This is a genomic window from Nocardia higoensis NBRC 100133 (assembly GCF_000308595.1).
Taxonomy (GTDB): domain Bacteria; phylum Actinomycetota; class Actinomycetes; order Mycobacteriales; family Mycobacteriaceae; genus Nocardia; species Nocardia higoensis.
Genome location: NZ_BAGA01000054.1, coordinates 1 through 22,554, shown reverse-complemented (window position 1 = coordinate 22,554; position 22,554 = coordinate 1). Strand labels below are relative to the sequence as shown.

Annotated in this window: 15 protein-coding genes and 1 pseudogene; 1 reads left to right on the top strand and 15 read right to left on the bottom strand. The window is 68.7% G+C overall.

Going from position 1 to position 22,554, the window contains the following annotated elements; translation table 11 throughout:
• The 8 genes and pseudogenes from ON26_RS06740 to ON26_RS06705 all read right to left on the bottom strand — a co-directional run.
• Window positions 1-638: pseudogene (locus ON26_RS06740) on the bottom strand (bifunctional S-methyl-5-thioribose-1-phosphate isomerase/methylthioribulose 1-phosphate dehydratase); the annotation flags it as partial.
• Window positions 639-652: 14 nt separating this feature from the next.
• Window positions 653-1,783, bottom strand: a complete 1,131-nt coding sequence (locus tag ON26_RS06735; protein ID WP_040795122.1) for a DUF3419 family protein — start codon at window positions 1,781-1,783, stop codon at window positions 653-655.
• Window positions 1,780-3,357, bottom strand: coding sequence for an MFS transporter (locus ON26_RS06730; RefSeq protein ID WP_040795121.1), 1,578 nt, complete (start codon window positions 3,355-3,357; stop codon window positions 1,780-1,782). Before ON26_RS06730 ends, ON26_RS06735 begins: the two co-directional genes overlap by 4 nt.
• Complete coding sequence (locus ON26_RS06725; RefSeq protein ID WP_040795120.1) at window positions 3,354-4,850, bottom strand: FAD/NAD(P)-binding protein; 1,497 nt, start codon at window positions 4,848-4,850, stop codon at window positions 3,354-3,356. Before ON26_RS06725 ends, ON26_RS06730 begins: the two co-directional genes overlap by 4 nt.
• Before the next feature lie 27 nt (window positions 4,851-4,877).
• Window positions 4,878-5,987, bottom strand: coding sequence for an acyl-CoA dehydrogenase family protein (locus ON26_RS06720; RefSeq protein ID WP_040795119.1), 1,110 nt, complete (start codon window positions 5,985-5,987; stop codon window positions 4,878-4,880).
• A 46-nt stretch (window positions 5,988-6,033) separates the two neighbouring features.
• Complete coding sequence (locus ON26_RS06715; RefSeq protein WP_040795118.1) at window positions 6,034-8,655, bottom strand: aminotransferase class III-fold pyridoxal phosphate-dependent enzyme; 2,622 nt, start codon at window positions 8,653-8,655, stop codon at window positions 6,034-6,036.
• 24 nt (window positions 8,656-8,679) lie between these two features.
• On the bottom strand, window positions 8,680-9,723 hold the full coding sequence (locus ON26_RS06710; protein ID WP_040795117.1) for a 3-oxoacyl-[acyl-carrier-protein] synthase III C-terminal domain-containing protein: 1,044 nt from the start codon (window positions 9,721-9,723) through the stop codon (window positions 8,680-8,682).
• 1 nt (window position 9,724) lies between these two features.
• Complete coding sequence (locus ON26_RS06705; RefSeq protein ID WP_083883811.1) at window positions 9,725-11,911, bottom strand: fatty acyl-AMP ligase; 2,187 nt, start codon at window positions 11,909-11,911, stop codon at window positions 9,725-9,727.
• A gap of 323 nt (window positions 11,912-12,234) precedes the next feature.
• Between ON26_RS06705 and ON26_RS06700 the strand changes: the two genes are divergently transcribed.
• Window positions 12,235-13,662, top strand: coding sequence for an amidase (locus ON26_RS06700; RefSeq protein ID WP_051026756.1), 1,428 nt, complete (start codon window positions 12,235-12,237; stop codon window positions 13,660-13,662).
• A 21-nt stretch (window positions 13,663-13,683) separates the two neighbouring features.
• Here the strand turns inward: ON26_RS06700 and ON26_RS06695 are convergent, their stop codons facing one another.
• The 7 genes from ON26_RS06695 to ON26_RS06665 form a co-directional block, all read right to left on the bottom strand.
• Window positions 13,684-16,671, bottom strand: coding sequence for a type 1 periplasmic-binding domain-containing protein (locus tag ON26_RS06695; protein WP_174375377.1), 2,988 nt, complete (start codon window positions 16,669-16,671; stop codon window positions 13,684-13,686).
• Between the two features lie 150 nt (window positions 16,672-16,821).
• Window positions 16,822-17,736, bottom strand: a complete 915-nt coding sequence (gene era, locus ON26_RS06690) for a GTPase Era (protein WP_040795116.1) — start codon at window positions 17,734-17,736, stop codon at window positions 16,822-16,824.
• On the bottom strand, window positions 17,729-18,121 hold the full coding sequence (locus ON26_RS06685) for a cytidine deaminase-like protein (RefSeq protein WP_051026755.1): 393 nt from the start codon (window positions 18,119-18,121) through the stop codon (window positions 17,729-17,731). The genes era and ON26_RS06685 overlap by 8 nt, the downstream gene beginning before the upstream one ends.
• On the bottom strand, window positions 18,118-19,485 hold the full coding sequence (locus ON26_RS06680) for a hemolysin family protein (RefSeq protein ID WP_040795115.1): 1,368 nt from the start codon (window positions 19,483-19,485) through the stop codon (window positions 18,118-18,120). The genes ON26_RS06685 and ON26_RS06680 overlap by 4 nt, the downstream gene beginning before the upstream one ends.
• Window positions 19,482-20,036 carry an rRNA maturation RNase YbeY gene (gene ybeY, locus ON26_RS06675; protein WP_040795125.1) on the bottom strand — a complete coding sequence of 185 codons (555 nt, stop codon included), beginning with the start codon at window positions 20,034-20,036 and terminating at the stop codon, window positions 19,482-19,484. Before ybeY ends, ON26_RS06680 begins: the two co-directional genes overlap by 4 nt.
• A 146-nt stretch (window positions 20,037-20,182) precedes the next feature.
• Window positions 20,183-22,090, bottom strand: a complete 1,908-nt coding sequence (locus ON26_RS06670; RefSeq protein WP_085998960.1) for a PhoH family protein — start codon at window positions 22,088-22,090, stop codon at window positions 20,183-20,185.
• A 206-nt stretch (window positions 22,091-22,296) separates the two neighbouring features.
• Window positions 22,297-22,554 (bottom strand): RsmE family RNA methyltransferase (locus ON26_RS06665; protein ID WP_040795114.1); only part of this gene is annotated, 258 nt, incomplete at its 5' end.

Sequence of the window (22,554 nt, the reverse complement as noted above, 5' to 3'; positions counted from 1 at the left end):
GCCGGACCCGCGGAGTCCACGCAGATCCGATGCGGGATACCGGCTTCGGCGAGTTCCCAGGCGGTGAGCCGGGCGCCTTGCAGCAGCGGTCTGGTCTCGCCCGCGAGCACCGACTCCAGGGCACGGCGATCGGCCAGCTCCCGGATCGCGCCCAGCGCGGTGCCCCAGCCCACGGTGGCGAACCGGCCGGTGTTGCAGTGGGTGAGGACCCGCAGTCGGTCACGCCCGCACAGCGCCATCACTTCGTCGGCGGCCCGGGCCGACATCCGCCGGTCGCCGAGCTCGTCCTCGTCGAGGAGCGCGCGCGCCTCGGCCAGTACGGCCGCGGGCCCCGCCGGCACCCGCGCGACCACGCGCCGCACCGCCCAGACCAGGTTCACCGCGGTCGGTCTGGCTTCGGCGACGCGGGCGGCGTCGGCGCGCACGGCCTCGAGGTCGTCACCGTGTCGCAGCGCCGACAGCGCCACCGCGAGGGCCCCCGCGGCGCCGATGGCCGGAGCGCCGCGCACGGTGAGCGTCCGAATCGCCTCGATGATCTCCTCGACGCTGCGCAACCGCAGGATTTGGTACTCCCGCGGCAGTGCCCGCTGATCGACGACATGCACCGCCCCGTCGACCCAATCCACCGATCGCCGCATCGTCGCAACCGTTCTCACGCCGACGCGTCGGATGCGCCGACGGTGAAGATCTCGAACTGGTAGACGAACGCGTAGTCGTCGTGATACAGGCGTTCGCACAGGTCGTCGTCGCGGTGCAGGACGGACGCGAACGCGGAATCGGGACGATGCCTGCTCAAGAAGTTGCGGTAACAGATCCGTCCCCCCGGGCGCGCCACCCGCACGAGTTCGTTCATCATGGTCGCGAACTGAGCGCGATCGATACAGCTGGTCACGTCCGACATCGAGAACTTGTCGATCGAGGCGTCCGGCACGGAGCGCAGATACGCCATCAGATCGGCGCGCACCGGCTCGACCCTGGTGTCGGCGGCTCTGATGGCGGCGACACTGTCGCGCAACAGATAGTGCGGCAGCACATTCCGATCGGGATAACGGCCCTGCAGCATGAAGGTGACCCAGTCGTTGTCGCGCACCAGATGCTCGGTGAGAGTGTGTTCGAGGCGTTCGAGCACGTAGTCACCGCAGGACTGCACGTCGGTGACCACGTTGTAGGAGTCGTCGTTGAGCACGGCCTTCAGGGTGCGCTCGGTGAAGCCCCGCCGGATCAGCGCGCGCCACAGCACTCCGTCGATCTGTTCGCGGTAGACACGACGCTGTTGCTCGATGTTCTCCGCGGCGAACAGATCGCGCATCGCCGATCGGTAGAGCACCCGCATCATCGGCGCCACCAGGCGCACATAGAGCTGCTCATGCCTGCCCGCACGCAACACGCCGCCGCGAATCGCTTTGTGATAGCGCGTGAAATAGGCGATCGCGCCGGGGGTGAGCGCGGGCGTCAGTTCCTCGAACAGACGCCATCTGTCCCGACTCGGGTCGACGCCGAGGAATTCGAGCAGGGTGTCATAGGAGAAGTGCCGGATGGCGGCCAGTTTGAGCTCGAGCAGATATGTCTGTCCGGCGGAACTGTCCACCGCGATCACCGACCGCGGGTTCTCGACGACGAGACTCAGTACGCGGCAACCGCTTCCGGTGACCGCGAGGACGTCGTCGTCCTCGGTGACGGTGAGCGCGCGCAACTCCGAACGGGAGTCCTCGTCGCAGGTGCTGTAGAGCAGCCAGCGGTCGGTCACCGGTACGGCGGCGAGGGCGGCGGGTGCTGCGGTCATGACGACATCCCTTCCGGGGTTTGACGAGGATCCGAATCAGCGGCGGGCAGGTCGGCTTCCGGCACCGGTGGCCGGGTCGGCAGGAGCGTTCCCGCGAGGAGCGCCGCGAGTCCGCACACGGCGGTGACCACCAGGCAGGAGATCCGGAAACCGTGCAGGAACGCGTTCTCGGCGCTGCCCGCCAGGGTTTCGGCAACGGCCTTGGCACCGCTCTCGGCAAGCCGGGCCGCGACCGCGAGGGCCGAGCCGACCGAGTCGCCACTGTGGTCGAGCAGCTCGGCGGGCACGCCGGGAATCGCGTCGGGGAGTTCGGCCAGGTAGAGGGAATGGTGCACGCTGCCCACCACGGCGATGCCGAGTGTTCCGCCGAACAGGCGGGTGGCGTCGTTCATGGCCGAGCCGATTCCTGCCTGCTCGGCGGGCACCACCGCCATGATCGCCTCGGTGGCCGGTACCGCGACCGAGCCGATACCGAGGCCGATCACCACCATCTGCGCCGCGATGAGGCCGTAGCCGGTGGCCACGCCGTCGATCGAGAACCAGGCATAGGCGAGCGCCATCAGCACCAGGCCGGTCGTGACGACCGCCCTGGTCCCCACCCGCAAGACGAGCTTGCCACCCACCACCGAGCCGATGACGATGGCCACCGCAACCGGGATGAGGCGCACGCCGGCCCCGAGCGGTGTGTAGTCCTTCAGGAACTGGAAGTACTGCGTCACCAGGAAGGTGAAGCCGTTGAGGGTGAAGAAGGTGATCGTGATGGTCGCGCACGCCGCGGAGAAGCGCAGGTTGCCGAACAGCCGCATGTCGATCATCGGGTGAGCGGTGCGCAGTTCACAGATCACCAGCGCGACCAGCAGCGCCGCCGACGCCGCGAATCCGAGCAGCGTCGAGCCGTGGAGCCAGCCGCGCGCCGGAGCTTCGATGATGGTGTAGACGAGCAGCCCGATGCCGGCCGTGGACAGCACCAAGCCCGGCAGATCGAGCCCCGGTGTGGCCGGATCGCGGGAATCCGGCACCACCAGCGCCGTCAGGAACAGGCAGAGCACGCCGACCGGAACGACCACCACGAAGACGCTGCCCCACCAGAAGTACTCGAGGAGCAGCCCGCCCACGATCGGACCGAGGACCACGCCGATACCCGAGACCGCACCCCACACCGCGATGGCGCCCGCGCGTTCGGTCCGCTCGGTGAACACGTTGGTCAGGATCGACAGTGTCGACGGGAAGATCAGCGCCGCACCCAGTCCCATCACCGCGCGGGCCGCGATCAGCTGGCCGGTGTCGGTGCACAACGCGCCGAGCCCGGTGGCGACCGTGAAGATCAGCAACCCCAGCAACAGGGTGTTGCGCCTGCCGAAGCGATCGCCCAGGCTGCCCGCCGCGAGCACCAGCGCCGCGAAGGTCAACGCGTAGGCGTCGACGATCCACTGCAGTGCCGTCGTACTCGCCCCGAGGTCGCGCACCAGGCTGGGCAGCGCGAGGTTCACGATCATCGCGTCCATGTAGATCGCGATGACGCACAGGCAGAGCACCGCCAGCACGGGCTTGCGTGTTCGTGCGGTCGTCGTCATGAAATCGAAACCCCCGCTTCGTGTTCGGCACTCATCGCATTCGCGGCGAGTGCGGCCAGGAAGGACAATGCGAGAACGTCGTTGGTGACCAGCACCGCGCCGCGGGCCAGATCGCCGATCACGTGCAGCCCGCGGATCGGGGCGCCGCCCCGGTCGAGGGCCTCGAAGGTGGTGACGTCGATGCGCACACCGCCGAACGGGTGCGCGGTCAGCAGGCCGTTGTCGAGCAGGTACGCCGGCAGCGGAGCACGGCGCAGGGTGGCCGCGTCGGTGGCGGCACCGGTCGCGTTGATCACCACGTCGACCTCGTGCTCGCCCGCGTCGGTCCGCACGCAAATGACGTCCCCGTCCATCCGGGCGCCCGACAGTCCACCTTCGACGCGTACCTGCCCGGAGTCCAGACCGGCGAGCAGCCGCCGGGCTGTGCTCGGCGGGATCGGCGCCCCGTGCACCAGCAGCGGTGTCAGCCATTCGGCGAAGAACACCGCGCGATCCTCGTCGGCGAGCAACTGCCAGGCGGGCAGGAGCGCAGGCGAGGCGCCGTTGATCACCTGTTGCCAGCCGCGTTCGATTCCGGCGGTCACCTCCGCGAGTTCGCCGGCCAGCATCGTCCTGGTGGTCGCGCCGCAATCGCGCACCTCACGCCAGTCCGGTGGGGTGGCCGAGGCCGCTTCGATATCGGCCATCAGCGCCCGGCCGAAGTCCGCCAAGCGGAGCGTGCCCGCGGCGAAGGCCGCACCCATGCAGGACTCCACGTGAGGCACGGGTGCGACGGTCTCCGAACCTCGCAACCGGGGCAGCCTGCCCGATCGGGAGGCGAGCAGGATCGGGCCGCGATGGCCTCGCGCGGCGAGGGTCAGGAAGGTGTCGATCGCGGTGAGTCTGGTGCCCAATATCGCGATCCGGGCATCGCCGGGCAGATCGGGCAAACGCCACGGATCGCCGAAATACCCCGGGGCTTCCGCGATTCCGGGCAGCGGGTCGGCTTGCGCCTGCATGCCCAGGCACAGCGCGACACGCTGGGCCTCGGCCACGAATCCACCGGCGCACTCGACCCGGTGCCTGCCGTCCGAGCCGGAAAGCACACGCACGACGTCGTCGCGGACGACGTCGATGATCACGCCTGCCGCCCGGGCCTGCCGGACGGCCTGGTCGAACATGTCGGCTACATAGCGTCCGTACCAGTGCCGGGCGGGGAATTCCGGCACCGGTACGCCGGCGGTTTCGGCGTATGTGGTCGTCCAGCGCAGGCATTCGTCGGGGTCCGCGGGGTTCAGGCTGGATTTCGCCGCCCTGGTGTTGATGAGGTGGGTCGGCTCCGGAGTGCCGAACGCCAGATGCGCCGCGGTGGGATCGCGGTCGACGACGACGTAGCGGGCGCCCGCGGCCAGCTTGGGCAGCAGGTGCCTGGCCAGAGCCGTGCCCGTGGGGCCGCGACCGATCTGCACGACGGCCGCGTCGACGACCGTCGTCGGCCGATGTGACGTTGACATGCGTATGCCCTCGATCCTTCGGCGTGATCAGGTGACGATGAGTGGTTCGCCCGCGGTGAACCGGTCCAGCGGCTCGGCGATGTTCAGCCGCGACGGCGGATGGAAGGCGAGCGCCCGGCAGGCGGTGTAGCGCTGCGCGGAGCTGCCGGTGAGGAATGCGACACCGCCGAGCATCTCGGTGGCCAGCGTCGAGGTGCGTTCGATCGCTCGCTGGGCGGCGAACCGGACGTGCAGCGCCCTGGCGACGGTGTCGGCTTCGCCCGCACCGTTCATGATCTCGGTGGCCACGGCCTCGATCGCCGCCATGGCCGAGTCCAGCTCTCCCACCAACAGCATCCGGTCGGCGGCCGATCCGCGACAGTGTTCGAGCACCTCGCCGACGAGCCCACCAGCCATACCGAGATAGCAGGCCGAGACCAGCAGTTCGAAGGTCAGCCAGCCCGCTGTCAGCGCGGCGTTCAGGCTGTCGGTCCGGCCGAAGAAGGAGACCGAGTCGTCGGGGATCTCGACGCCGTCGAGCACCACCTCGTCGGTCTCCGACCCCGGGAACACCGCAGCGCCGCCCAGCGGGCGTACCTCCAGCCCGGGACTGGCGGCGGGCACCACGACAAGGGCCAGTTCCGACTCGTTGGAGCCTTCCGGGGTCAGGCGCACGCTGGCGGTGAGGATGTCCATCGACCGTGCCAGGCTGCACGGCTTCTTGCTGCCGTCGAGTCGCCAGCCGCCTGCGATCCGCGCACCGCGCAGCTTGGGCTCGATGACACTCGCGCCGGGCATGCCCTCGGCGAACGCCGAGGCCAGATAGAGATTCTCGGCGGCCACCAGCCCCAGCAGGGCCTCGGTGCCCGGCCCCTCCGGGATCGCCGCGACGGTGCAGGAGTGCATGTTCACCGCGATCGCCAGGGATGGCGAGCGCGCGCCGAGCAGCCGATGGATCTGCGCGGCTTCCCACAGCGAGGCGCCGAGTCCGCCCAGCTCCTTGGGTATCAGCAGCCCCGGTCCGCCGCACTCCCGGAAGACCGCCAGTCCGGGGCTTTCCGGTGATTCGAGCAGCTCCGGCGGCACCGCGCGCAGGCGGGCATCGAGGCCGGGGACGAACCGCTCGGCGGTTTCGAGTTCGCGGGACATGAAACGCATTGCTTCCTCCGAAGATCGGATGTTCACGCGGGTGCGGATGGCGTGGTCAGACCACGAACAGGTTGTCGGCCAGCATTTCGTCGAGACTCTTGTCGAAGGCGTACGCGATCCGATCGATGTCCTCGGCGGTGTGCGCGGCACTGATCAGGAAGCTGTGCAGCTCCGGCAGATATACCTGGTGCTTGCGCATGTAGTACGCGAGCGCGATGGTGGCCTTGAAGTTGCTGCCCGCCATACGATCCCGATACAAGCCCGCGGCCCGGTGGCTGAAGTTCAGCGAGAAGATGGAGTTCCTCGCGTTGATGCGACAGGCGATATCGCGCTGTGCCGTGGCTGAGCGCATGGTCGCGGCCAGTCGCTGGGTGTTCGACTCCAGCTCGTCGTAGATCTCCCGGTGGGCGTCGAGGTGACGCAGCACCGCGAGGCCGGCGGCGCAGGTCAGGGAGTTGCCGCTGAGGGTGCCACCGGCGAACACCTTGTTCTCGTAGTCGTAGAACGGATCCTGGGAGCTCTTCGCGGTGTCGATCAGATGCGCGGCGCCCACCACCGCCCCGCACGGCAGGCCGCCGCCGATGACCTTGCCCAGGCAGGTGAGGTCGGGGTGCACGTCGGCCATGACCTGCACACCGCCGTAGGCGACGCGGAAGCCGCTGACCACCTCGTCGAAGATCAACGGAATGTCCAGCTCGGTGCACAACGCCCGAAGCGCGGTGAGGAATTCGACGTCGAGCGCCACCACGGAGGTGGGCATCGGTTCCAGGATCACGCAGGCCAGTTCCTCGGCCGCCGCGCGGATCCTGGACAGGCCCTCGACGTCGCCGTACTGCATCACGAGGGTGTTCGACACCGTGGCCGGATCGACGCCCTGCGATCCCGCCACCGGAGCCGGGCTGTCGCGTTCACCGGAGAAGCGGAACCACGAACTCACCATGCCCTGATCGGAGAAGCCGTGATAGTGGCCCTCGAACTTGGCCACCTTCGAGCGTCTGCGGTAGCCGCGCGCCATCCTGATGGCGAACAGGATCGCCTCGGTGCCGGAATTGCACAGCACCGCCTTGTCGGCCGCGGGAAAGGCTCCGACGAGCATCTCGGCCAGCTCGATCTCACCGGGGTTGCCGATGCCGTTGATCATCCCGCGACGCACCCCGGCTGTGACGGCTTCGGTGATCGCGGGATGGGCGTAGCCCAGCAGGTGGGGACCGTAACCGCCCGAGAGATCGAGGTATTCGTTGCCGTCGAAGTCACGGACCTTTCCGCCCTCCGCGGATTCCACGAACACCGGGAATCCGCTGGGGAAGAAATATCTGTCGATGTGAGTGGGAGCGACGAGGCTCTCCTGCGCCCGATCACGCAGCTTCAGCGAGGTCGGCATCTGCTCGGCGAAGCCGGCGGCGAACCTGGCCTCCACCTCGGCGCTCATATAGGGCGAGTATCGGTCGGTGAACCGCCGCGCGTTCGACCAGATGTCGATATCCGGGTCGATCTGGCCTGCGAAGCCCTCGCAGGAGAGGAAGACCAACTCCACCTTCGTGAAATTCGTGGTGTAGCGGGATTCGTACTTGCGCAGCACCGTGCTGACGTCGTTGAAGTAGGAGATCGTCGACCACTGGCTCGAACTGATGTCGAAGTGGTAGCGCAACACTTCGGCCATGTCCGCGTCGTATGCGGCCCGATTGCGGTGCAGCTTCTCGTCGGCCAGCACGAAGTACTTCGTGAACCGGTCGATCGCGTTCTGCCACTCCTTGCGGGTGCAGGCGTAGTAGAACGAGGACAGGCCCCACTTCTCGTCCTCGCTCAGCTCGACGGTGACGCCGTAGTCCAGCAGGATCAGTTCGCCGCCCGGACCGAACATCACGTTGCCCGGGTGCGGGTCGCCGTGGCAGACACCGTGCATGTACAGCATCGTGTAGATGACGTCCTGCAGCCGCCGCGCCAGCTGACCTCGGGGAATGCCGACCGTCTCGGCGTGCTTGCCGGGGATGCCGTCCATGAACTGCATGACCAGCATCCGGTCGGTCACCAGTTCGTCCAGGACTGTCGGCACCTGGACATAGGGGTGTCCCGCGAAATTGGCGTGTATGCGCCGCTGCTGGGTGGCCTCGTAGGCCATGTCGGCCTGGGGACGCAGCAGCCGCGCTATCTCGTCGAACCTGGTGGCGACGTCGAGCTCCCGCAGCCGTGGCGTCGCGCGATTGACCAATCGGAGCAGGGTGGCGATGGCCTGCAGGCTTTCCTCGATCTGTTCCGGGACGCCGTCCTTGACCAGCTTCACCGCCACCTTGCGCCCGTCGACGAGCTCGGCCACGTGCACCTGTGCCACCGAGGCACTGGCTACCGGTACCGGATCGAACCGGCGGAAGACCTCGGTGAGCGGCCTGCCCAGCTCCCGCTCCAGCGCCTTGGTGGTCTGCGCCCGCGTCATATGCGGGGTCTGGTCCTGCAGCACGCGCAGGGTCGACACATAGTCCGGCCCGAACAGGTCCGACCTGGTCGCCGCGATCTGGCCCATCTTGATGTAGATCGGGCCCATCCGGACCAGGAAGTCGAGGACGGCCTCGGCGCGGCGGCGCTCCCGGCTCTCGGGATCGCGGTCACGCAGTGACGCGAGGGAATATTCGGCCAGGCCTTTCATGGAGAAGACGCCCGCGCGGGCGAGATGCTTCAACATCGTGTCACCTCTTCCTGTCGGATGTCAGAGGACGAAAGAGAAAGCGGCGAAGGACATTCCGGCGCTTCCGACCCATCCGAGGGCCCGCTCGCCCGGCCGCAGGACGCCCTGCTCGATCGCCGAGGCGATGGCGGCCGGAACCGAGGCGGACACGATGTTTCCGGTGCGTTCGAAGACGTGGTGCACGACGTGACCCAGTCCGACCTTGTCGGCCATCCCCTGCCAATACCGCTGGCTAGAGGCGTGCGTGAACAACGCGGTCACCTCGTCGATCGGCGGTGCGAGCCGTTCGAACACCGCGAACCCGTCCGCGGCGCCCTGCTCGTGCATCTCGAAGCCGAAGGAGGTGAAATAGCCGACCCCGTTGGCGGCGAGCTTGTCGGAGGGATCGCAGTAGCCCTCGTAGCCGTCCAGGGTGACATTGCACAGCGGCGCGAGATCGGGCCGCGACGCGAACTCGAAGCGCCACGGCTCGTCGCCGTCGGCGGTCAGCACCGTCGCGCTCGCGGCTTCGCCGAGCGTGTAGGCGGGGAAGACCGATTCCAGCGCCGACGCGTCGCGAATGCGGAACAGCTGCGGGAAGACCACTCCGCCCGAACGCAGGTTGCACTCGGCGTTGACGATCATCGCGGTGCGGTGCGTACCGTTGCGGAACAGTGCGTCGGTCACCTGCACCGCCCGGGTCCAGCTCATACAGGCGTCGAGGATGTCGAAGCAGTGCGCGTTGCGCAGGCCGAGCGCGGCCGCCGAGTGGTAGGCCCCGCCGGGTTCGATGAACCCGCGCCCGATACCGGTGTAGATGAGCAGGTCCACCTCCGCCGGCGAGACGCCGGCCGCGTCCATGGCCGAACCCGCAGCCCTGCGCAGCAGATCGATGGGCCGTTCCCCCTCATCGAGCCACTGCCGTTCCCGGGAGCCCGCGTACCGCAGGTAGTACTCCACCTTCCGCAGCGCGGCGTCCAGATCGCCGTCGAATTCGTCGGCGCTGTGCTCGCCGATCCATTTCACGATGTCGTCGTTGGTCACCGTGCGCGACGGCAGGGCGGCCACAGCCGAACGGAGTCTCATCTCACTGCGCTCCCACTCCGGTCGAGTCCCCGGCCGGCGTCCGGGTGATCGCGCCCGGACCCGCGCCCGGAACGAGGAATTCGGCGATCAGGTCCGCCATCTCGTCGACCGAACCCGCGTCCCACATCAACTCTGGGGGGAACCGCCTGCCCGACCAGGTCTCCAGACGCTCGTGCAGGTCCATCTGGTCGACCGACCCGAACCCGTTGTCCAGGAGCGAGCGGGAATTCTCGAATTTGTCCGCCTCCGTGCCGAGTTTCTCAGCGGCCCACTCACCGACCTGGGTCAGCAGTCCCTGCCTGATGAGTTCGCGCATCGTCGGCATGCCGCCCCCCTGCGTGGCCTCGGCGGTTGTCCGGGGCTCCTCGGCGATCGTCACGATGCCCTCCCAACGATGGATTTCTGTCAGCGCTCCGGCCAGGTAGTCGGCCCTGCACTGTTGCCTGCGCAGCTTGCCGCTGGTGGTGCGCGGAATCGTTCCCGCGGCGATCAGCACGATCGCGATGGGCGCGAGCCCATGGGCTTGCGAGACAGCGGTGTGCATGACGGTGACCAGTTCTTCCGGACGACGCGCTGCCTCCGAGCGGTACTCCGCGACCAGGACCAGCGCCTCCTGGCCGTCCCGCTCGACCGAGAACGCGATCACCGCACCCGCGCGCAACGCGTCGTCACCGGCGACGACGGTTGCCTCGATGTCCTCCAGGTAGTAATTGACCCCGTTGACGATCATCAAGTTCTTCACCCGCCCGCAGATGAAAAGCTCTCCCTCGTAGAGGAATCCGAGATCGCCGGTGCGTAGATAGGTACGTCCGGAATCGTCGCCCGCGATGCGGGCACGGAAGGTGCTCTCGCTTTCCTGCGGTCGATTCCAGTAGCCGGCGGCGACGATGGGGCCGCTGACCCAGATCTCGCCCAGTTCGTCCGGACCGACCCGGCGGCCGGTCTCCGGCTCCACGATGGCCACCTCGGTGGCCAGGACGGTGCCGCCACAGCCGACCAGTTCGGTCGATCCGTGCTCCCGAGTGGCCGTGACGATGCGCCTGGCGCCCAGGGCCGCGCCGTCCAGTCGCACCGTGCGGTATCGGCGGTCCGGCGTGGACGAGGACACCTTCAGCGTGGCTTCCGCCAAGCCGTAGCCGGGCGCCAGCGCGGTGGGCGCCAGACCGTGCGGCGCGAACGCCTTCTCGAACCGCTCGAGACTTGCCGCGCGAACCGGCTCGGCGCCGTTGGACACCACGCGCCAGCTTGCCAGGTCGAGTTCTTCGCGTTCGGACTCGGCGATCTTGTCCACACACAGATCGAACGCGAAATTGGGTGCGCCACTGTGCGTTCCGCGATATTCGGTGACCGCGGCCAGCCAGCGGAAAGGATTCTTGACGAAGGTCGACGGTGCCATCAGCACGGCACCCGCGCCGGCGTAGACCGGGATGAGCACGCTGCTGACCTGACCGAAGTCGTGGAAGTGCGGCAGCCACGAGACGATGACGCTGGTCTGGTCGATTTCCCACGAGTATGCGAGTTCCCGGCATTGCTGCATCGCCATTGCGTGGTCGATGATCACGCCTTTCGGCGCGGAAGTGGATCCCGATGTGTATTGCAGATAGGCGATATCGGAGGCGTCGATCTTCGGGAAATCATATTCACCGACACCCCCACCAGCTTCTTCGGCCACATATTCCGCGAATTCCGATGAAACTCTTTCGATGCGAGATACAAACAAATCGTCCGGAAGGGATGACATCTCGGACAATACTTCGGAGGTACTGACCACACCGGCCGCATCACAATCTCGGGCGACCGCTTCGATATGTCGGACACGATTTCGCTGCGGCGGAAACAAGGGTACCGCGACAAGGCCGGCGTACAGGCAGGCATAGAACGAGATCACGTATTCCAGACCAGGAGGATGCAGCAGAAGGATGCGATCTCCCGCAGAGAAAGCGCAGTTCAACCTACTGGCGAGCGCCCGGGCGCGCCGGTCGAGTTCACCGTAGACGAGGGAGTCGGCCCGCCGGCCGTACTCGTCGAGAAAAACGAAAGCAATTTCGTTTCGATGCTGCTCCGCACGTGCCCGGAGGAGATCGTTCCAATTACTTGAATAAGGCGCGGAGAGATGGTTGAGACACGACATGGGCACCCCGATTGATTCACTGACGACGCGCGTTGAATCGGCGACAACCGCCTGCATGCGATATCGCCGACACCCCTGAGATACGGACCCGGATAAACGGAAATTGCTGCACTACTTCTGCGCAGAAGAATAGCCGACACACATATCACGGTCAACCGTTATGAACATAAAAAGCGCCTATATGACATCCATGTTAAAACAATCTTCCTGGATGAAAGACCCGGAAAGCTAGGCTTGGTCCGGCCGGACCCGCGCGCTCCCCGCGCCGGCAACCGGCCCGCTGATGCGGATGGCGGCGTGGATGCGATAACCCTCGTGGACGAGTGACCAGATCAGCGCTACCGTCGGGTCTCCGGCGGACGAGGAGAGGGAGCTTTCACATGGCGATGGCAAACCCCGGCGGTGCGGGTGTGAGCTCCGATCTCGGGCTGTCGGAACTGGCCGCGGCGCTCGGAGCGGGCACGGTGAGTTCGGTGGCCGCGGTGGGCGCGGCGCTGGACCGGATCGAGACGAGCCAGGCCGGGCTCAACGCGTTCCGGGTGGTGCGCCGGGGCGAGGCGCTCGCGGAGGCGGCCGAGGCGGATAGGCGGATCGCGGCGGGCGAGCGACTGCCGCTGCTCGGGGTGCCGATCGCGGTGAAGGACGACACCGATATCGCCGGCGCGACGACGGCGTTCGGTTGTGGGGGCGATTTCCCGGCCGCGACCGAGGACGCGGAGTCGGTGCGGCGGTTGCGGGCGGCCGGGGCGGTGATCGTCGGCAAGACCACCACTTGCGAGCTGGGGCAGTTGCCGTTCACCAGCGGCGCCGCCTTCGGATACACGCGCAATCCGTGGAGCGCCCGACACACGCCGGGCGGTTCGTCCGGTGGGTCGGCCGCCGCGGTCGCGGCCGGATTGGTGCCCGCGGCCCTCGGATCCGACGGGGCGGGATCGGTGCGCATCCCGTCGGCGTGGACGCATCTGGTGGGGATCAAGCCGCAGCGCGGGCGGATCTCCACCTGGCCGTCGGCCGAGGCGTTCAACGGCCTCACGGTGAACGGGCCGATCGCGCGCACCGTGGCCGACGCGGCGCTGCTGCTCGACGCGGCGGCCGGTCCGCATGCCGGTGATCTGCACACTCCCGCGCCCATCCGGGCGGGTGATGCGGTCGGGCGCGATCCGGGGAAACTGAGAATCGCTCTGTCGCTGAACATTCCGTTCACGGCGACGAAGACGACGCTCGATCCGGAGGTCGCCGCGGCCGTCCATTCGATCGCCGCCACCCTGCGCGGCCTCGGCCACACGGTCACCGTCGCCGATCTGCACTACGGGCTGCTCATGGGCGCGTCGTTCCTGCCGCGCTCGATGGCCGGCATCCGTGCGGCCTATCTGCGGATGCCGGGCGCGGTGGTCGACCCGCGCACCGTGGCCAATGTCCGGCTCGGGCGGGTGCTCGGCGGGCCGGTGCTGGCCGCGGCGCGACAGGCCGAGAAACTGCTGCATCGGCGTATCGGCGGGTTCTTCCGCGAGTACGACGTGGTGCTCGCGCCGACCACCGCCACCCCGGCGCCGCGCGTCGAGGAGATCGACGGAATCGGGGTGGGCGCGACCAACTCGCTGATCACCGCCGCCTGTCCGTACGCGTGGCCGTGGAATGTGCTCGGCTGGCCGAGTGTGAGCGTGCCGGCGGGGTTCACCGCGTCCGGGCTGCCGGTCGGGGCACAGTTGATGGGACCTGCCTGCTCCGAAGCGCTGCTGATCTCGGTGGCCGCGCAGCTGGAAGCCGAGCGGCACTGGGAGCGCGAGCGGCCGCAGCGGTGGTGGTGAGGACTGTCCGGGTGGTGCGGGTCAGTTGCCGGTCCTGACCGGAGCAGGCCGCACCCAGTCCTCGAGCTCGCTGTCCTTGTCGGCGGGGTCGCCCGCGCCACCGGCGGCGTCCGCGTGCTTGCCCGTGCCCGACGGGCAGCCGTCCACGCTCTCGCCACCGGCGGCGTTCCCACCCCCTGCCGGCTCGTCGCCGGTCCCCGTGTTCTTTCCGGTGGCCGCGCCGGGGAACATGACCAGGCAACGATGCGGGCCCTGCTTGCCGACGGCGTCGGTCACCAGCACCGCGAGCGAGGAGGTTTCCGCGACTCGTCCGGAGGTGAAGTCGATGTACCCGGTCACCCCGTGCACGGCGGTGTCCCGCAATTGCAGAGCGACCGCCGAACGGCTGGGCACACGATCTATCCGCTCGGCCACCCGCACGGTTTCCAGGAACAGACCGGCCACGTCGTACCCCAGTCCGAGACGATCGCCCACCCAGGGCGGACCGGCCGCCGGCCAGTCGACGCCGGGATAACCGCGCAGATCGGCGATGAGCCCGGGGACGGCGCCGCACAGGGCCGCGTACTCTCCCGGCACTTTCGCAGTGCCCACTCGCGCTGTGCCCGAGAGGCATTCGCGCCCGCCGAGCACAGCGGGCGCGGCTTTGGCGACATAGCGCACGGTCAGATTGCCCGGCAGCGCCGCGGTGACATCCGGATCCGCGATCACGCGGGTGAGCGTGTCGTTGCCGAGGATCGCGGGACTCTCACCGCTGAGACAGCCGCTGCCGACCGCGCGGGCGAAGGTCGGGAAATCGTCGTTGCGGCCCGCGTAGAACAGCAGGGTCTCCCGATCGAAGTCGGGCGTGCAGAAGACGGGAAAGCGGTTCAGTTCCTCCTGCACCGACCACGTGCGCTCTTCGATGTCGATCTCGCGGCCCTTCAACTGTCCGGTCAGCGCGGCGACGAGGGTGGTGACGTAGAGATCGTCCGGCGGCACGGGCGCGTCGGGCGCCTTCGGGTGGTAGATGATCACTTTGCGGAAGCGCGGCTGCCCGGCCTTCTCCGACGACTTCGGATAGCGCGCGCCCGCGACGTAGTCGGCGATGAGCCGGGCGTGCGTGTCGTTGCTGGGCGTGGCCTGGAAATACAGCGGCGAGGCGGCGGCGAGTCCGTTCGCCGACAGTGTCGTCGCCACGACCGGAATCCCGAGATCGCCGAGACGGGTGATGGCCGTCCTGGTCGCGGCACTGCTGCGGTCCATCCCGACCACGCCGAGCACGCCGGGATCCTCGGCGAACAATGTGCGCAGGTGGTTGTCCACCACCAGGGGAGCCTGCGACATCTCGGTGCCGCCGTTGGCGATCACCACCCGCAGCAGCGGCTCGGACTCCGAGCGCTTGACCAGCGCGAGCCGCTGTTGCACCGCCAGCCCGGCCAGCTCCTCGACCTGGGCCAACGGGTAGCGCACATTGGCATCGGCGTAGCTGAGACCGGAGAAGTAGACCAGGCTCACCATCGGCCTGCGCGGATTGTCCCGGAGCGCGGCCTCGGCCTCGGCGTTGAGCCGGAAGACCTCCCGCTGCATGGCGATCAGGTCCGGGTCGTCGGTGAACACCTGATCGGCGTTGTCGCTGTAGCCGACGCACTCGCCCCCGTGGGACTCCACCGAGATACCCGATGTCCACGGCCAGTGCTCGCAGGTCGCGCCATAGAGCGCCGGTACGGCTACCAGCGTTCCCGCCGCCAGCAGCAGCACCGGCACGAGCACCGACATCGCGACGAACCCGCGCCGCGCGGCCAGTGGTGGGGCGGGCGGCACCGCGAGATGGGCGTACCGAGGGTCGCGGACCCGCCCGTCGAGCGGGTCGGGCAGGCGCACGCGCAGCGGCAGGTACCAGGCGTAGGGCAGCCGGTTGGTGCGCATGTGGTCGATATTGCGCAACCAGCGCTGCAGCGGGTCCGGCTCCTGACTCGAGGACGGGCGGTCGACGAGGCTCTCCAGCGTGTCGAGATTCGTCAGGTCGCCGATGCGGCCGAGGTCGCGCACCTGCGGCCGGGCGGGCGGGGACGCCAGGCAGGCAACCACCACCAAAGGATCGAAAAGCCCGGTCTCGTTGCGGATGTCGTTGATGCGGGCCAACAGTCGCGCGCCCGCGCTGTCCGGGGCGACCGGCCCGAGCAGTGCGACCGGATAGGCCGTGCGCCGCCACCCCGACGGACGCCAGAGCGGACGGCGGTAGGCATCGCGCAGATCCTCGAGAAACGCGTGCACGAGCAGTTTGGCGATCTGCTCCTCGTTCTCGTCGCTGCGCCCCGAGACGGTCAGGCGGGTCGCGAAACCCAGGAAGCTGTCGGAGAGTTCGGGGGCGAGATAGCGCTGGTGCATGAACCAGCGGGTCACCTTGGACATGCCGGGGATGCGGCCGCTGATCCACAGCCACAGGCGCAGGACCGGCCACAGCGCGAAGACGCCGAAGACCACGCGCGAGACGATGTCGCCCGCGGCGGCCTCGCTGGCGTCGCCGGCGGAGGAACTGGCGGGTGAGCCGCTGCGGAGCAGTTTCGGCAGCCGGGCGCGCAGTTCCACCGCGGCTTCGGTCTCGTCGCTGGTCACCCGCTGGCGAGTCAGCCAGTCGGCGGTGCGGTAGCGGGGAAATCGGATCGGGCCCATGGCGGTGTCGTCGGTGGAGAAGCCCTCGACGAGGCGTTGCAGGATCGGCAGGCAGTGGCCTTCGATCTCCTCGCCGGTGGCATTGGGATCGGGCGCGAGGGCATCGGGTGGCAGGTCGGCGGCCGAGAGGTCGACGCGCGCACGGGGAGTCGCCCGGCGACCGCCGGATTCGCCCAGCCAGCGATAGATCTCGACGAGCAGCGAGCTCCCGGCGGGCACGCCGATCAGGCCGACGACGGGCCGGGGCAGCGGTCGTCTGCGGCGAATGATGGTGCGCAGCACCCGGGGGCGGGAATCAGGGACGTTCAGCGCCCGCACGAGTTCGAGCAGCTTGCCGATGTCGTTCGCCTCGGGCACTCGACGGCCTCCCCCACGTGACGCAGTCGCGGGCCGCGTGTGGACTGAGCCCGCGTGTAACGGGCGACTGTACCGCCCCGCGGGCGCGCGGGCATCCCGATCCACCGGCGCGACAGACCGATGTCGCTGTGCCGTAATACTTCCCGCGCGTCAGAAGCCCAGCTTGCCGAGCTGCTTGGGATCGCGCTGCCAGTCCTTGGCCACCTTGACGTGCAGATGCAGATAGATCCGCACGCCGAGGATGCTCTCGATCTGCTTGCGGGCGTTGGTGCCCACCTCTTTGAGCCGCGAACCGCCCTTGCCGATGACGATCGCCTTCTGGCTGGGCCGCTCCACGTACAGCAGCGCGTGCACATCGAGCATGTCCTCGTTCTCCTCGCGCGGGAGAACCTCCTCGATCACCACCGCGAGCGAGTGCGGCAGCTCGTCGCGCACACCTTCGAGCGCGGCCTCGCGGATGAGCTCGGCCATCAGGGTTTCCTCGGGCTCGTCGGTCAGCTCCCCGTCGGGGTAGAAGGCCGGGCCCTCGGGCATCTTCGAGGCGATCACGTCGACGAGCACCTCGACCTGCTCCCCCTTGACCGCCGACACCGGAACCACATCGGCCTCCGGGCCGAGCAGCTCCGATACCGCCATCAACTGGTGGGCGACCTGGTCGCGGCTCACCTTGTCGATCTTGGTGACCACACCGAGCAGCGTGGTCTTGGGTGCCATCTGCCGGATCTGCTGCACGATCCAGCGGTCGCCGGGACCGATCTTCTCGTCGGCCGGGATGCAGATGGCGATCACGTCGACTTCGGAGTACGTGTCGCGCACGAGATCGTTGAGACGCTGACCGAGCAGGGTGCGCGGCCGGTGCAGGCCGGGGGTGTCGACCAGGATCAGCTGGGTGTGTTCGCGGTGCACGATGCCGCGGATGGTGTGGCGGGTGGTCTGCGGGCGCGAGGAGGTGATGGCGATCTTGGCGCCGACCAGCGCGTTGGTCAGCGTGGACTTGCCGGTGTTCGGCCTGCCGACGAAACAGACGAAGCCGGAACGGAATTCGGCCGAGGACTGATCAGCCACCGTTGGCCTCCGAGCCCGCGGCCGCGGTGTCGGAGAGCGGCCTTTCGGCCGCGGCGTCGTCGAGGACGTCGAACACCGTGCCCGATTGGTCGGCGAAGATGATCCGCGCCGCCCGGGACACCTCACGCACCGCGAAGACGCCCGGGTCGGAGAATTTGGCGCCGATCACCACGGCCGCCTCGAAGCCCTCGGCGCCGCTGGACAGCGCCGCCGCGACGGCAGCCTGCAGTGCGGTCAGCCGCAAGGCCGTCAGCGTCACCTCGCCGGCGGCGTAGGTGCGGCCTTCGGTGTCGCGCACCGCCGCGCCCGCCGTCCCGCCGGTGCGGCCGAGCGCGCCACGCGCCAGCACGTGCAGCTTGGTGTCCTCGGCATCCAGTTCGATCATCGGTTCTCTCCGTCCTCATCGTTTCCCACGGGTTCCGGCGCGGCGGGCCGATCCCGCTGCGAGCCCTCGCCCTGTGTGGCGCCGTTGCCACCCACCTGCTCCGGCAGCGGTTCCTCCGCCCGGCGTACCAGCACCGTGTGCACCCGCATCCGGCCGCGGGCATCCGGTCCACCCTCGCCGCGCAGCACCAGCCCGTGCACCTGGACCTTCGACCCCGGCAGCGGCACGCGACCCAGCTCGTGTGCCAGCAGTCCGCCGACGGTGTCGACATCCTCGTCCTCGATCTCCATGCCGTACAGCTCGCCGAGATCCTCCACCGTCAGCCGCGCCGACACCCGGAAACGGCCGTCACCCAGATCTTCCACCGGCGCGATCTCGTGGGTGTCGTATTCGTCGGCGATCTCGCCGACGATTTCCTCGAGCACATCCTCGATGGTCACCAGCCCGGCGATCCCGCCGTACTCGTCGACCAGCAGCGCCATGTGATTGCGACGGCGCTGCATCTCGTCGAGCAGCGCGTCCAGCGGCTTGGAATCGGGCATGAACACCGCGGGCCGCATCACCTCACGGACCCGCACGTTCCGGCTGCGATCGGCGTAGGTCACCAGATCCTTGAGGTAGACCACGCCGAGGATGTCGTCGACGTTCTCCCCGATCACCGGGATGCGGGAGTGCCCGCTGCGCACCGCCAGCGACATGGCCTGCGCGGCGCTCTTCCCCGCCTCGATCCACACCATCTCGGTGCGCGGCACCATCACCGCGCGCGCCGGGGTGTCACCGAGTTCGAAGACCGACTGGATCATCCGGCGTTCCTCGTCGGCGACCACGCCGCGCTCCCCCGCCAGTTCGACGACCTCGCGCAGTTCGATCTCCGAGGCGAACGGCCCGTTGCGGAAACCCCTACCGGGAGTGATCGCATTGCCGAGCAGAATCAGCAACCGCGACAGCGGGCTGAGCACGGCGCCGATGAACTGCAGCGGCAGCGCGGCCGCCAGCGACAGCGAATAGGCGTGCTGACGGCCCAGAGTGCGGGGGCCGACACCGATCACCACGTAGTCGACCAGCACCATGATCGCGGCGGTGACGAGCAGTGCCGCGGTATCGGGCCAGACCTTCATCAGCGCAGCGGCCAGCAGCACGGTGGCGCCGATCTCGCACGAGACCCGCAGCAGCACCATGAGATTCACGTACCGGGCGCGGTCGGCGACGATGCGGGTGAGCCGGGCCGCACCCGGGCGTTCGATACGCACCATGTCGCCCAGGCGGGCGGGCGAGATGGTGTTCAACGCGGAATCGAGACCGGCGAAGAGCCCGCCGAGCGGTACGAGCAGTACCGCGAGAACTATCAGTATCGGAGCACTCACGCGGGGCCCAGTGCGTCACCCGGCGTCGTGAAACCCGCCTTACCGAGCAGTCGCGCGTCACGCTCGGCGAGTTCGGCGCGCCGCGCCGCTTCCCGCAAGCTCTCGTACCACTCCTCGAGCAGCCTGGCCTGCAGCTCGAACATCTCCTTCTCCTCCTCCGGCTCGGCATGGTCGTAGCCGAGCAGGTGCAGGACGCCGTGCACGGTCAGCAGGGCCAGCTCGTGGTCGAGCGAGTGCTCCGCCTTGTGCGCCTGGGCCGCGGCGAACTCCGGGCACAACACGATGTCGCCGAGCATCGACGGCCCCGGCTCCGGGCTGTCCGGGCGGCCGCCCGGCTCCAGCTCGTCCATCGGGAAGGACATGACGTCGGTGGGACCGGGCAGGTCCATCCAGCGCATGTGCAGGTCCGCCATCGTGTCGAGATCGACGAGCACCATCGACAGCTCTGCCGCCGGGTGCACGTCCATCCGCGCGATCACGAACCGCGCGACACTGACCAGATCTTCCTCGGGGACGTCGACGCCCGATTCGTTGGCGATCTCGATGCTCACCTGAACAGGGTATTCGGTGCCGTCCGGCACGTCCCGACCGGCTCGCGGCTTCGCGCGCCGGACGCCGCGCCGGAGCCCCGCGGGTTGCCGGATCGGGCCGGGGAAACGAATCGGCCCCGTCCGGGGACGGGGCCGATTCGGCGTGATCAGCGGCGGTCGGAGCGCCCGGCCGCGCGGCGCTGGGCGCGATTGCCCGGCATGTGCGGGCCGACCGGGCGGGTCTCGGCCTCGAAGCGCTCGTAGGCGTCGACGATGTCGGAGACCAGACGGTGGCGCACCACGTCGCTGCTGTTCAACTCGGCGAAGTGGATGTCGTCGATCTCGGTGAGGATCTCCGAGGCCGCGCGCAGGCCCGAGCGGGCGCCGTTGGGCAGGTCGACCTGCGTCACGTCACCGGTCACCACGATCTTCGACCCGAAGCCGAGGCGGGTCAGGAACATCTTCATCTGCTCGGCGGTGGTGTTCTGCGCCTCGTCGAGGATGATGAACGAGTCGTTGAGGGTGTTGTGCGTGAGCAGGAAATCCTCGGTCACGTAGAGCGCGTCGGGTGCGGCGACCCGGATGCAGACCGCCTCCTCGGTACCCACCTCCTCGATGGCGTGGATGAAACGCATCGGCCTGCCGCCGCCGTGGGCCGCGTACTTGCGGGCCTTGCGCTCGAGCCGGAAGGGCTCGACGCCCGCGGGCAGGCGGATGTCGAGGACGAAGTTCTCGCGCCGGGCGCCCGTCGTTCGGCTCACGACCGAACGCGTGCGGACGTTGACGATGCCGCCGAGCGACTGCACCAGGAACATCACGTCGGCGCGCAACCGCGGCGAGGCGGTCGTGTACTGGATCCGGCAGCTGCGCCCGGCCTGGGTCACCGGTCCGGCCGCCGCGTCGAGCAGGCCCTGCAGCACACCGAGGCGCACGCCGCTGTCGTTGAGCAGGTACTCCTCGGGCACGACGCCGGACGCCTCGCCGACCGACAGACCGACGGCATACGGATCGGCCTGGACCGCGCGGGCGGGGAATTCGACCGGGGCGCTCAGCAGCGGCAGTTCGTAGCGGTGATGATGGGCGGCGCGCAGGTTGCCGATCATCTCCTTGGTCTGCAACACCCGGGGCGGCTTGCCGCGGCGGCGATCGTCGCGGGTGTAGACCGACCACAGGTGATCGCCGGAGGCCAGCGTGGAGGAGCCGTCCTGGGTGGTGACGCGGTAGATCTCCTTGAAGCCCTGCGGGTAGACGCCGAGCACCTCGGTCGGACGGCCGTCGGAGCCGATCACCCGATCGCCGACCGCGATCTCACCGATCGGACGGAAGCCCGACGGGGTGAGCACCTCGGTGTGCAGCGGCTGCGCGCGGCCACGCATGTAGGCCAGCGGCGCGACCTCGATGACGCCCGCGGCGGTCAGCTTCGGGATCGCCTCCGGGTCCATCATGTCGTGCAGTGCGTCGTAGAGCGGGCGCAGATACGGGTCGATCTTCTCGTTCAGGGTGCCCGGCAGGAAGCCGAGACGCTCGCCCGCCTCGACCGCGGGACGGGTGAGGATGATGCGGTTGACCTGCTTGGACTGCAGCGCCTGCACGGCCTTGGCCATCGCCAGGTAGGTCTTGCCGGTGCCGGCCGGGCCGATGCCGAAGACGATCGTGTGCGCGTCGATCGCATCGACATAGCGCTTCTGGTTGAGCGTCTTCGGGCGGATGGTCTTGCCGCGCCGCGACAGGATGTCCAGGCTCAGGACCTCGGCGGGCGACTCGGACGAATTCGCGGTGAGCATGGAGACCGTGTGCCGGACCGCCTCGGGGGTGATCACCCGGTTGCGCCCGGTCAGCGCGACCAATTGCTCGACGACCCGTTCCGCGAGGGCGACATCGGCGGCCTTGCCGGTGAGGGTGACCGAACTACCGCGCACGTGGATGTCGGCGTCGAGCAGGCGCTCGAGTTCGCGCAGGTTCTCATCGGCGGAGCCGAGCAGCGGGAAGACGGAGTCGGGGGCGAGTTCGATGCTGGAGCGCACGGTGCGGGCCGCGGGGCCCGAGCTGTGGCCACCTGCACCGATGCCGGTCACGGGGTTGGTCGGCTCGCCGATCTCACCTTGGGTTCGCAAAGGTCGTTACAGCCCGCTTTCCGGTCTCGACAGTACTGCTGTGCGGCCGGACGTTCTTCCGGCCGGAAGTACATCGGGGATACCCACCGACCAGCAAAGTTTAACGCGCCCCACCGACACGCCGACAGTGAATAACCTGGTGACCCCGCGGGGTGGACGCCGGACGGTCACCAGCGTGGCGTGAGCGCCCCCAGCGCGCCGAGCGCCACCGCCGCCGCCGTGGAGGTCCGCAGCACGGTCGGGCCGAGCACGACGATCCGCGCGCCCGCCTCGGACAGCGCCGAGAGCTCGGTCTCGTCCAGGCCGCCCTCGGGGCCGACGATCAGCACGACCCGATCGACCCCGTCGAAGCCGAGATCGGTGAAGCGGCCCGCGCCGGATTCGTGCAGGGCGGCCACCACCGCGCCGTCCGCGCGCGCCGCACG

What these genes read in the sequence shown, in the direction of transcription:
- ON26_RS06735 (WP_040795122.1), bottom strand. Translation starts at nt 1,783, where the DNA reads ATGACCGCAGCACCCGCCGCCCTCGCCGCCGTACCGGTGACCGACCGC.
- ON26_RS06730 (WP_040795121.1), bottom strand. Translation starts at nt 3,357, where the DNA reads ATGACGACGACCGCACGAACACGCAAGCCCGTGCTGGCGGTGCTCTGC.
- ON26_RS06725 (WP_040795120.1), bottom strand. Translation starts at nt 4,850, where the DNA reads ATGTCAACGTCACATCGGCCGACGACGGTCGTCGACGCGGCCGTCGTG.
- ON26_RS06720 (WP_040795119.1), bottom strand. Translation starts at nt 5,987, where the DNA reads ATGCGTTTCATGTCCCGCGAACTCGAAACCGCCGAGCGGTTCGTCCCC.
- ON26_RS06715 (WP_040795118.1), bottom strand. Translation starts at nt 8,655, where the DNA reads ATGTTGAAGCATCTCGCCCGCGCGGGCGTCTTCTCCATGAAAGGCCTG.
- ON26_RS06710 (WP_040795117.1), bottom strand. Translation starts at nt 9,723, where the DNA reads ATGAGACTCCGTTCGGCTGTGGCCGCCCTGCCGTCGCGCACGGTGACC.
- ON26_RS06705 (WP_083883811.1), bottom strand. Translation starts at nt 11,911, where the DNA reads ATGCAGGCGGTTGTCGCCGATTCAACGCGCGTCGTCAGTGAATCAATC.
- ON26_RS06700 (WP_051026756.1), top strand. Translation starts at nt 12,235, where the DNA reads ATGGCGATGGCAAACCCCGGCGGTGCGGGTGTGAGCTCCGATCTCGGG.
- ON26_RS06685 (WP_051026755.1), bottom strand. Translation starts at nt 18,121, where the DNA reads ATGATCGAACTGGATGCCGAGGACACCAAGCTGCACGTGCTGGCGCGT.